The 11995-nt window shown below is 30.1% G+C and carries 10 protein-coding genes; 2 read left to right on the plus strand and 8 right to left on the minus strand.

The features are described 5' to 3' along the window. Positions 1-29 precede the first annotated feature (29 nt). Both carB and A2J15_RS06975 read left to right on the plus strand, forming a co-directional pair. On the plus strand, positions 30-3302 hold the full coding sequence (gene carB / locus A2J15_RS06970; protein WP_066777724.1) for a carbamoyl-phosphate synthase large subunit: 3273 nt from the start codon (positions 30-32) through the stop codon (positions 3300-3302). 387 nt (positions 3303-3689) lie between these two features. Continuing rightward, a complete protein-coding gene (locus tag A2J15_RS06975; RefSeq protein ID WP_066777729.1) occupies positions 3690-4112 on the plus strand; it encodes a Sua5/YciO/YrdC/YwlC family protein in 423 nt (140 codons plus the stop codon). Here A2J15_RS06975 and A2J15_RS06980 read toward each other — a convergent pair. The 8 genes from A2J15_RS06980 to lpxB are packed head-to-tail and all read right to left on the minus strand — an operon-like array spanning position 4109 to position 11844. Next, a complete protein-coding gene (locus A2J15_RS06980) occupies positions 4109-5077 on the minus strand; it encodes a transaldolase (protein WP_066777732.1) in 969 nt (322 codons plus the stop codon). The genes A2J15_RS06975 and A2J15_RS06980 overlap by 4 nt on opposite strands. Position 5078: 1 nt before the next feature. Further along, entirely contained in the window at positions 5079-5702 is a 624-nt protein-coding gene (gene serB, locus A2J15_RS06985) for a phosphoserine phosphatase SerB (RefSeq protein WP_066777734.1), read from the minus strand. Next, positions 5702-6223 carry a chemotaxis protein CheW gene (locus tag A2J15_RS06990; protein ID WP_066777739.1) on the minus strand — a complete coding sequence of 174 codons (522 nt, stop codon included), beginning with the start codon at positions 6221-6223 and terminating at the stop codon, positions 5702-5704. Before A2J15_RS06990 ends, serB begins: the two co-directional genes overlap by 1 nt. A gap of 4 nt (positions 6224-6227) precedes the next feature. Continuing rightward, on the minus strand, positions 6228-8531 hold the full coding sequence (locus A2J15_RS06995; protein WP_066777742.1) for a hybrid sensor histidine kinase/response regulator: 2304 nt from the start codon (positions 8529-8531) through the stop codon (positions 6228-6230). Between the two features lie 3 nt (positions 8532-8534). Beyond that, the gene (locus tag A2J15_RS07000; RefSeq protein ID WP_066777745.1) at positions 8535-9491 is read right to left on the minus strand and encodes a chemotaxis protein; all 957 of its coding nucleotides are present in this window, start codon (positions 9489-9491) and stop codon (positions 8535-8537) included. Next, entirely contained in the window at positions 9484-10242 is a 759-nt protein-coding gene (locus A2J15_RS07005; protein ID WP_328435120.1) for a metallophosphoesterase, read from the minus strand. The genes A2J15_RS07000 and A2J15_RS07005 overlap by 8 nt, the downstream gene beginning before the upstream one ends. Before the next feature lie 9 nt (positions 10243-10251). Continuing rightward, a complete protein-coding gene (greA, locus tag A2J15_RS07010) occupies positions 10252-10737 on the minus strand; it encodes a transcription elongation factor GreA (RefSeq protein WP_066777750.1) in 486 nt (161 codons plus the stop codon). Between the two features lie 9 nt (positions 10738-10746). Then, positions 10747-11844 (minus strand): lipid-A-disaccharide synthase, encoded by a 1098-nt coding sequence (lpxB, locus tag A2J15_RS07015; RefSeq protein WP_066777753.1) that lies wholly within the window; start codon positions 11842-11844, stop codon positions 10747-10749. Positions 11845-11995 lie beyond the last annotated feature (151 nt).

Raw genomic sequence — 11995 nt, forward strand, 5'->3', positions numbered from 1 at the left:
AACTTAAATTTATGCTCTTAGGATAATTTATGCCAAAACGAACAGATATTAAAAATATTTTACTTATAGGAAGTGGTCCTATTGTTATAGGGCAAGCTTGTGAGTTTGATTATTCAGGTACTCAAGCGGTTAAAACTTTAAAAGAATTAGGATATCGTGTAGTGCTTATTAATTCAAATCCAGCAACTATTATGACAGATCCTGAATTTGCTGATGCTACTTATATAGAACCTATTACAAAAGAAAGTATTTTAAGTATTATTAAAAAAGAAAAAATTGATGCTATTTTACCAACTATGGGTGGACAAGTAGCTTTAAATGTTGCTATGGAAGTTTATAAAAGCGGTTGTTTGGATAATGTGAAATTTTTAGGGGCAAATCCTGAGGCTATTAAAAAGGGTGAAGATCGTCAAATTTTTAAAGAATGTATGAAAAAAATTGGCATGGATTTACCAAAATCTATGTATGCGTATAATTATGATGAAGCCTTAAAAGCAGTGGATGAAATTGGTTTTCCTTTAATGATTCGTGCTTCTTATACTTTAGGAGGTGCTGGAAGTGGTGTAGTATATAATATGGATGAATTTAAAGAGCTTGCTAATACTGCTTTATCTTTATCTCCTATTCACGAGATTTTAATTGAAGAAAGTTTGCTAGGTTGGAAAGAATATGAAATGGAGGTTATACGTGATAAAGCAGATAATTGTATTATTGTTTGTAGTATAGAAAATCTTGATCCTATGGGTATTCATACGGGTGATAGTATTACAGTAGCTCCTGCTTTAACTTTAACAGACAAAGAATATCAAATTATGCGTAATGCATCTTTTGCTATCTTGCGTGAAATTGGTGTAGATACAGGCGGGAGCAATGTACAATTTGCTATTAATCCAAAAAATGGTAGAATCATAGTTATAGAAATGAATCCAAGGGTTTCAAGATCAAGTGCTTTGGCAAGTAAGGCTACAGGTTATCCTATTGCAAAAGTAGCTACACTTTTAGCAGTGGGTTTTAGTTTAGATGAAATACAAAATGATATTACAGGGACTCCTGCTAGTTTTGAACCTGTGATTGATTATATTGTTACTAAAATTCCTCGTTTTACTTTTGAAAAATTTCCAGGAGCTAATACTATTTTAGGTACTGCTATGAAAAGTGTAGGAGAAGTGATGGCTTTAGGACGTACTTTTAAAGAGAGTATACAAAAAGCTCTTTGTTCTTTAGAGCGTTCTTTAAGCGGTTTTGATAGAATAAAATTTGAAGATAAAAATGATCTTATTTTTAATATTCGCAATCCCAGTGAAAAACGCTTGCTTTATATAGCACAAGCTTTTAGAGAGGGGTTTAGTGTAGAAGAACTTTATGAGCTCTGTAAAATAGATACTTGGTTTTTGGTTCAAATTAAAGAAATTGTTGATTTTGAAGAACAAATTGATATGGATATTTTAAGCAATAAAGCTCTTTTAAGAAAAGCAAAAACTATGGGTTTTTCAGATAAAATGATTGCCTTGCTTGTTAATTTAAAAGACAATTTAGAGCTTAGTCAAAATGATATTTATTATGCAAGAATGAAACAAAAAATTATAGCTGAATTTAGTGAGGTAGACACTTGTGCAGGAGAATTTGAAGCTTTAACCCCTTATTTTTATTCTAGTATAAATGTAAGCGAGTTAACCCAGAGTAAACATGAAACTAAGGACAAAAAAGAAAAAAAAGTGATGATTATAGGTGGAGGACCAAACCGTATAGGACAAGGTATAGAATTTGATTATGCTTGTGTACATGCTTGCTTTGCTCTTAAGGATATGGGTATTAAAACTATTATGTATAATTGTAATCCTGAAACAGTTTCTACTGATTATGATACAAGTGATGTTTTGTATTTTGAACCTATAGATTTTGAACATTTAAGAGCTGTGATTGAGCGTGAAAAACCTGATGGGGTGATTGTTCATTTTGGTGGGCAAACCCCTTTAAAATTTGCTAAGCGTTTAAGTGCTTTTGGAGCTAAGATTATAGGTACAAGTGCAAGGGTGATTGATATGGCAGAAGATAGGAAAAAATTTGCTGAATTTATCACAACATTAGGCATTAATCAGCCAAAAAATTCTACTGCAACAAGTGTAGAAGAAGCAATACTTAAAGCAAGTGATATAGGTTATCCTGTCTTGGTGCGTCCAAGTTATGTTTTAGGTGGGCGTGCTATGCGTGTGGTTAATAATGAGCTTGAACTTAGGTTTTATATGCAAGAAGCTGTTGATGTTAGCGATAAAAGTCCTGTATTAATAGATCAATTTTTAGATAATGCTACAGAAATTGATGTGGATGCTATAAGTGATGGTAAAGATGTTTATGTAGCAGGAATTATGGAGCATATACAAGAAGCTGGAATCCATTCAGGTGATAGCGCTTGTTCTTTACCTCCTTGTAATATTGATGATAAAATACAAGAATTAATTACACAAAAAACTGCTGATATTGCTTTAAATTTAGGTGTAATAGGACTTTTAAATATACAATTTGCTTTATATGATAATGAGCTTTATATGATAGAGGTTAATCCTAGGGCAAGTAGAACTGTACCTTTTGTAAGTAAAGCTACAGGTATTCCTTTGGCAAAAGTTGCAACACGTGTGATGTGGCAAGGCAATTTAAAAGAAGCTTTAAAATTTTACGATACTTTTAAAATAGTAAATTTTGATCATAAAATTTTGCGTCCTAAAATTTCAAAATACATTAGTGTGAAAGAAGCAGTTTTTCCTTTTTCAAAACTTAGTGGTAGTTATTTAGAATTAGGTCCTGAGATGCGTTCAACTGGTGAAATTATGGGAATAAGTAAGGATTTTGCAAATTCTTATGCTAAAAGTCAAATTGCATCTTTTAATCATTTGCCTGAAAAAGGTGTGGTATTTATTTCTTTAAGAGAAAAAGATAAAAAATATGCTAAAAAGCTTGCTAATGAATATTTTAAACTAGGTTTTAAATTTATGGCAACTAGTGGAACCCGTAAGGAAATTATAGAGAGTGGTTTTGAGTGTGAATTGGTGCATAAAATTTCAGAAGGACGTCCAAATGTTGAAGATAGGCTTAAAAATGGAGAAATTCAATTAGTGATTAATACAAGCGATAGTCATAGTTTTAAAGGCGATACAAAAAAAATTCGTGAAAATATTATACGTTTTAAAATCCCTTATTTTACCAATTTGCGTTCAGCTTTAGCAGGTGCAAAATCAATTAAAGCCATACAAGGTAAAAATTATTTGGAGGTAAAAAGCTTACAAGAATGGCTTAAATCTGATTAAAAATTAAATATTTAAAGACTATATAAAGATTATATTATGTAAACTTTGATAAATTATTAATATTTAAAGAATATATTAAATCTAGATTTTATAAGTTTCTAGTATTTTTTAAAATAAATTAATGATAAATAAAATTACTCTCTAAATGGTATAATATTTTTTATAATTATTAATTTGATAGGATTTATAATGAAAGTTTATAAAGATATAATTTTCAAAGAAAAAATATATCAAAAATTATTTTTTATAACAAAGTAAGAGTAAAATGGATTATTCTTTAAATAGTTTTAAAAAATTAAAATATAAAAATGTATTAGATTGTACTAGAAATATGCAATATTATTTTAAGTATACTCTTTTGAAAAAAACGGACTTGCTGGTTTTTTAATGATTTATTTAGCGCAAACAGATACTACAGTAGGATTTTTAAGTAAAAATTTAGAAGAAATTAATGCTTTAAAAGGCAGGGCTAAAGATCAGCCTTGTTTAATTACTTGTGCAAAATTTTGTGAGTTGAAAAATTTTACAAGAATTCCAAATAAATTTAAAAATTTAATACGCCGTTCTAAAAAAACAACTTTTATTTATCCAAATAACCAAGCTATTCGTATAGTTAAAGAATGTAAACACGCGCAATTTTTAGAAATAAATGGTTATTTTTATTCAAGTTCTGCAAATAAGCATGGACAAAAATTTGATGAGGTTTGGGCTAGAAGTATAGCAGATATAGTGATTGATGAGAGTTTTTTTGAAAACATCCCATCAAAAATAATCAAACTCAATCGTAAAAGATTTAAAAAGCTTCGTTAGCTTAAAGCTTGTAAAATTTCTTCAAAAGCTATACAAAATTGTTCTAAGCCATCTTTTAATAATACGCTATGGGCTCTTTCTCTTTCATCTTGTAAAATGATGCGGTTAAGTTCTGTATAAATTTCAAAATTCATTAAAGGTTTTTTAAATTCAAATTCTGTGTTAAATGCTTGTATAGCATCAAGTGGAGCAGTATTTACGCTATTTTCAAAAAGAAGTTCTTTGATATAATAATCTTTTGCTAATTTTTCTTCTTTAACCCCTGTGCTTGCAAATAAAGCACGAATATTTGCTTCATTTTTGCATACAATATTATTATAGAGTAAATTAGCATTTAAAATTCCTATGCGGTTTTCTTCTGTAGCTTTAGCATTTAAAAATTTATCAAAGCGACTTACAAAGATACTAATAACACCTTGTGGATCTTTTCTTTTATTGATATTCTTTTTTCTAAATTCTATTAAACCTGAATTTAAAACTTCAAAACATTTTTGACTTTGTTCTAGTGAAAAAATTAAAGTAGCATTGACACTAATACCATTTTTCATTAATTCATACATAACTTCATAAGATGCATGGGTTGCTGGTATTTTTATCATAACATTTTCTTTTGCTATACGGGTATATAGTCTTTTTGCTTCGCCTAAGCTTGATAAGGTATTATCATGAAGTCGTGGATCAATTTCAATGCTTATAAAACCATCATTACCTTGATAAAATAAAGGAGCAAGTTTGTCAGCGGCTTTTTGAATGTCACAAATTGCTAATTCTTCGTAAATTTCTTTTGCTTTTTTACCTTTTAATTTAAGGATTTTATCTTTATAAATAGGAGAATTTAAAATGGCATTTTTAAAAATAGCAGGATTTGATGTAGCACCATTAATACCATGAGACAATAAATTTAAAAATTCATTATCTAAAAAACTATTTTCTATAAAATCACACCAAAGAGAAAATTTTTTCATTTTATATTGCCTTTATTATTTCTTTTAAATTTTTTATATCTATGCAAATATCAGCTTTTGATCGTAAGATTTCTTTAGCACAAAATGCAATTTTTAAACCACTTTCGTTAAACATTGCGATATCATTAGCCCCATCACCAACACACATGACTTCTTCGCTTTTTAAATTTAAAAAATTTTTTAGTCTTTGCAACATTAAACCTTTTGAATTAGAAAACATCATTTCTCCGCCAACTAATCCTGTTAATATTCCATTTTTATGATGTAAATAGTTTGCAAAGCCTATTTTTATCCCAAGTTTTTGCATAGCAGGATTTATACCCTCATGAAAACCTCCGCTAAAAATAACAGTTTGTATGTTTTTAGAATGAAGATATTCAACAAGGCATTGAGCTCCTTGCATTAAGGGAAGTGCGGAGCTTATTTGTAAGACTTTTTCATAAGCCATACCTTTTAATAGACTTACTCTTTGTTGAAGACTTTCAAAAAAATCAAGTTCTCCATTCATAGCAAGGTGGGTGATTTTACTGATTTGTTGATCCTTGCTATATGCTGCGGCTAAAATATCAATTGTTTCGCCATCCATTAAGGTGGAATCAAAGTCAAAAATGCAGAGTTTAATCATTAAAATTCACGTTTAAGTAAAGCTTCTACCTTTAATATGGTAAGTATATTATCATCCCTTTTACCTATGCCATAGATCATGCCTTTATCCTTAACTAAAGTTTCAGGCGGTGGATCGATTCTATTTCTATGAATTTTAATAGCTTCTGTTAGCCTGTCTATGACAAAACCAGCATTTCCTCCAACCCCTGTGCCATTGGCCTCTCCTCTTAAAACAATGTATCTTGTTTGAGGTGTCATTTTAGAACTTCCCAAATGAAAGCGTTGGGCTAAATCAATAAGAGGCATAACATTACCACGCATATTAAAAACACCTAAAACATAATCAGGTACACTAGGGACTCTAGTATATTCAATAGGTTTGATGATTTCTTGTATGTTAAGAATAGGAATAGCGTATTCTTCATCCCCAACTACAAAACCTACAAGTTGGATGATATCATCTTCTTTTTGATCAATATCAGGACCAGTTATTTGAGCTTGTTGTTTTTGTAAAATTTGTTCTAATTTTTCATTACTCATATTCTTATCCTAGTTTCAAATTTTTTCTAACCACATTTTCCAGATATTCTGGAGAATAAGGTTTGGTAATGTATTCTGTCATACCTACTTCAACCCCTCTTAAACGATCTGTTTTACTTGTTCTAGAAGTTACTGCTATTAGTGGTAAACTGCGGTATTTAGAATATTTTCTAATTTCACCTGCTAAAGTATAGCCATCCATTCTTGGCATTTCAATGTCAATAAGCATTGCATCAATATCATGTTCACCTGATTTGATTATATTAAGAGCCTCAACTCCATTAGTTGCTTCGATTAAGCTCACTCCTAAAGGTTCTAAAGCTTTTTGCATAAGTGTTCTATCCATTTTAGAATCATCTACAATTAAAACTTTATAATCACTTGCTTGTTCTTTAGGTTTTTTTGCACTTGATTCTAATTGTGCTTTAATATCAACTTTGATTTCTTTAGCCATATCCATCATAGCACCTACATCAATAATAAGCGTTACTCTACCATCGCCACGTATTGTGGCTCCAGCTATGCCTTGAATATTTTGTAAATAATCTCCCATAGATTTTATTACAATTTCTTCTTGTCCAACAAGCGTATCTACAATGATACCTAGTTTACTTTCAGCTACCCCTATAACAACAACATAGGTTTGATCGCCACTTTCAAGTACTTGTTTTACGCCAAATACATCTGAAAGTCTTACAAGAGAAAGAACTTCATCTCTTAAGCGCAATACATTTTTACCTTCTATGGTATAAATATCATCAATTGGCACTCTAACCGTTTCAAGAACACTTGCAAGTGGAATAGCATAAAATTCTTCTTGTGTTCCAACAAGCAAGGATTGAATGATTGCTAAAGTAAGAGGAATTTTGAGTTTAAATGAGCTTCCTTTGTCTATTTCACTATCAATTTCTATAACTCCATTGAGTTTTTCGATATTGGTTTTAACAACATCCATACCCACACCTCGGCCTGAAACATTAGTGACTTTAGCTGCTGTTGAAAAGCCGGGTTTGAAAATTAAAGCAAAGGCTTCTTTATCTGTCATTTGATCTGCTTCTCTTTCTGTGATCAAATTTTTTTCTATAGCTTTTACTTTCAGAGCATTAGGATCAAGTCCTTTACCATCATCTGTGATTTCAACAACAATATGATTACCTTCATTATAAGCTTTTAATTGAACTATACCTTTTTCAGGTTTGCCATTAGCAGCACGAGTTGCTGGATCTTCAATACCATGATCGCATGAATTACGAATCATGTGCATAATAGGATCCCCAATTTCTTCTACAATAGATTTATCAAGTTCGGTTTCTTCACCAGTGATTTCAAGTTCAATTTGTTTTCCAAGTTCGCGACTTAAGTCACGTACAACTCTTGGGAATTTGTTGAAAACTTTTGCAATAGGTTGCATTCTTGTTTTCATAACAGCAAGTTGTACATCAGTAGTAATAATACTTAATTGACTTACAACTTGATTTAGTTCTTCAAGAAATTTTTCACCCTCATAGCGTTCTTCAACATCATCATAAATTTTAAGTAAGCGGTTTTTACCTAAAACAAGCTCGCCAATGAGATTCATTAAGTGGTCTAGTCTTTTTACTTCTACACGTATGGTTTGATCCATACTGCTAGCATTATTGCTTCCTGAGGTAGGAACTTTTTTCTCGTTATTGTCTGCATTTTTAGTTGTATTTGGTTTAGGTGTTGTGTTTTTTGCAGTTTGTTTTTTTTGTGCACGGCGGGCTTGATCTTCAGCCTTTCTAACTTTTAAAAGTCTTTCTATCTCTGCTTCAACTTCAGAATCGCTTAATTGATTAACATCTACATCAACTTGTTGAGGTGTTTCTTCTTTTGGACTTGGTGTGTCAACTTCTGAAGTAACAGTTTCATTTGAAGTATCTGTTGTGCTTGGAGATTCTCCTTCTGAAATTGCAGTAAGTCTTTGGCATATTGGTTCTATATCCATATCAATAGCACTATCATTACCATTATCACGAATACAATTAAGCAATGTTTTCATTCTATCAATAGATTCTAAAACAACATCCATGATATCTGGAGTGATTTTTAATTCTCCATGTCTTGCTTTATTTAAAACATCTTCCATGTGATGCGTTAATTTTGTTAAAACATTGAAATTTAAAAAACTTGATGATCCTTTAACTGTATGAGCAACACGGAAAATTCTATTTAGTAATTCTAAATCTTCTGGATTGGATTCAAGTTCTACTAAGTCATGGTCGATTTGCTCAACAAGCTCAAAAGCTTCAACCAAAAAGTCTTCAAGTATTTCTTGCATATCTTCCATATTTTACCCCTGTTCTTGAGATTGGTGTTTTTTTATAATTTTAGCAATTTCATGAAAGAAATCATTAGCATTAAATTTAACAAGATAACCTTCTCCACCAGCTTCTTGGACACCTTTTTCATTCATAAATTCGTTTGATAAAGATGAGTTAAAGACTATAGGAATGTCTTTAAATCTTGGATCTTCTTTAATGCGTGCAGCAAAATGAAAGCCATCCATTTGTGGCATTTCAACATCGCTTACTATAATTTTAAGTGTATTGTGGAAACTCTCACCATATACTTGATTGAGTTCTTCTAGTTTATTTAAGCCTTCTACTCCGTCTTTAGCTTCAACGACTTGAAAGCCCATTTGTTGCATCATTTCTTTAATACGTTTTCTAGCAGTCATACTATCATCTAAGATAAGAGCAGTTCCACTAAATTTTTCTATTTTTCCAAAGTCAATATCTGTTTTTGGCGTATAAATTCCTAAGTCTTCAACAACGCTTTCAAGATCTAAAATCAGTAAAACTTCATCATTTTCAATGCGTGTTACGCCTGTGATTTTTCCTTTGTCTAAGGCTCCTGATCCTGCAGAAAAAGTTGCTGGTTCTATATCTTTCCAGTTTATTCTACGAATCCTTTTGGCTTCATGAACAATAAAACCAATAAGAATATTGCTAAATTCAGTAATGATTACTCTAGGTTTTAGCATGCTGCTTTCAGGCTCGGTAATTTGCATCCATTTGGCTAGGTTTACTACCGGTATAACTACCCCACGAAGGTCGAAGATGCCTTCGATATAATCAGGTACGCCTGGAAGCTCTGTAAGATTTGGAATTTTTATAATTTCTTTTACTTTAGAAACATTGACACCATAAATGCCTTCATAGACTTTATCCTGCCCTTGTTTAAAGATACGGAAATCGACAAGTTCCATTTCATTTGAACCCGTTTTCACGATATTTTCATCAAACATTTTGACCCCTCAATTTCTGTTCTTGAAATTTGATTTCTTGATAATATTTTACTATAAAAAAACTTTTCTCATGTGCAAAACTAGCTAAGTTAAAATATTTGATATCTTTTTGATTTAAAATTACATTTTGATGGTAATGACCTTCGCATACCCAAAAGCCTAAATTTTCATATTTTTGGTATCTTTTTTTAGCTAAATTTTCAAAATCTTTTATTTTATAAAAAAGATTTTTTTGTTTTTGTTTGCTCATAATTTTGTTAGAAATAAAGTTGCGAGTTAAGATATTTAAAAAATTTAAAAATAAGAGTAAATAATGATTTCTAAGACTTTTGAGGCTAAATTGTAATAAAGGAGGTAAAAAAATATCTCCATGGGCTAAATTAATAAAAGTCTTAGGAGTATTAATATTACTACCTTTACTTGTATGCAAATAAATTTTTAGAGGTTGCTGTTCTAAGGTAAAAATTTTTACTTTTTTAAAGAAATAACTAAGATTAAAATCATGATTTCCTTCTAGATAAATGATTTCTATTTTTAAAGCTAATTCTTCAAGTAAAGCAATATAAGGTTTTGCAAATTCATGTGTGGCAGAAATTTCACCCACAAGTAAGTCAAAGATATCGCCCATTAATATAAGTTGTGGGGTGGAAATTTCTCCTTTTTTTAGGGCTTGTAAAAATTCCCAAAACCCTTTTCTTTGGTCGTTTTCGTGTGCATCAGCGATTAAAATCGCTCCATTTTGAAGTAAAATTTTTAATCCTTAAAATATTAAAGGTGTATAATTTATAGAAATAATTTCAAATTCACTTTCACCTTTTGGTAAGAGTACTTTAAAATCATCCCCTTCTTTTTTCCCAAGCATAGCTTTTGCTAGCGGTGAAGCTATAGAAATATAACCCTTATTTAAATCTCCTTCACAAGTTCCTACTAGAGTGTATTTGCTTTCTTTTTCTGTATCTAAGTCCATAATAACAACACTTGATCCAAATTTTACACTATCATGTTCATAGCTTGAAGGATCAATAATTTGAGCTCTTGTGATCAAATCGCTTAGTTCACCAATACGTTTTTCTATCAAGACTTGTTTCTCTCTTGCAGCATGATATTCTGCATTTTCTTTTAAATCTCCATGACTTCTTGCCGTATCAATTTCTATAACAACAGCAGGTCGTTGGTTGTCTTTTAGATCTTTTAACTCAGCAACTAATTTGTCATAGCCAAATTGGCTCATTGGTTCTTTTTGCATGATTTATCCTTATTGAGTTTGACTTAATATTTTTGCTAAATTTTTAGCACTACCAAATTTTAAATATTCTTCTAAAAAGTTAACTTTAACAAAAAATGCCTTATAATCATATTTATTGTAAGCTTCATAAAGGTTTAAAACATTAACTTGATTTTGCAAAAATTCAGGATTTAAAGCTTCTTTATTTGCAAAATCGCAAAAAATATTAGCAAGTCCTATGTGTTTTAATTTTACAAAAAGTTTTGCAATAAAAATATCAATTGTTCTAGCTTTATAAGCTAGTATAAAAGGTGTTTTAATTAAGGCTGCTTCTAATGTAGCTGTTCCACTGCAAATAAAAGCAAAATCAACTTTTTTAAGTACTTTAGGAGTATTACTTTGAATTTTAAAATCTTTAATATCTCCATAAATTTCAAGTTTATTAAGATTAAAAGGAGGAACACAAAGGATTTTTTCACCTTGAAAATTTTTAGAAAGTTCTTTAAAAATAGGCATCAAGCGTTTGATTTCACTTTTTCTAGATCCAGGTAAAAAGGCTATAATTTTTTCATTTTCTTTTTTTGAAAGTAAGTTTTTTATATCATTTTGATCTTTAAATTCTTTTATTTCATCTAAAAGTGGATGACCTACATAGATGCTTTTATCAAAGAATTGTTGATCAAAAGGTAAAATAGAAGCTAGTATATCAAAATGGCTTTGTATGATACGAATACGTCCTTTTTTCCATGCCCAAACCTGAGGTAAGATATAATAAATTCTTTTGATTTTTGAACCATTTTTTTTTAAGGCTTTTGCAAAAGGAATATTAAATGCAGGAGAATCTATACATAAAATAGCGTCTATTTTTTGAGTTAAGCTTAAATTTACCAAATCTTTTATAGCGCGTTTTGCTTTTAAAATAAGGGGTAAAATTTCTATAAAACCCATAGCACTAAATTCATGCGACCTGTATAGAGGTTTAGATTTTAAATTAAAATATTCGCATAAATTTTCATCATAAATTCCAAGTAAATTAAATACTTCATACTCTTTTTGATAAGCTTTTAAAACTTCTTTTAAGTGTAAATTTGCTGAGGGTTCTAAGGCGCAAACTAAAAAAGTCTTCATTTTTATTCCAAATAAATTATAAGTTTTTTTGTTTTTAATCTCATCATTGAATAATTTTTAAAGTTTTATACCTTAAATAATAGTAACAATATATTTAAGGTAGTAATGAAAATATTTAATGTTTAATGATTAAGATTTTGACCGCTAAATT

The organism is Campylobacter hepaticus, assembly GCF_001687475.2.
Classification (GTDB): Bacteria; Campylobacterota; Campylobacteria; order Campylobacterales; family Campylobacteraceae; genus Campylobacter_D; species Campylobacter_D hepaticus.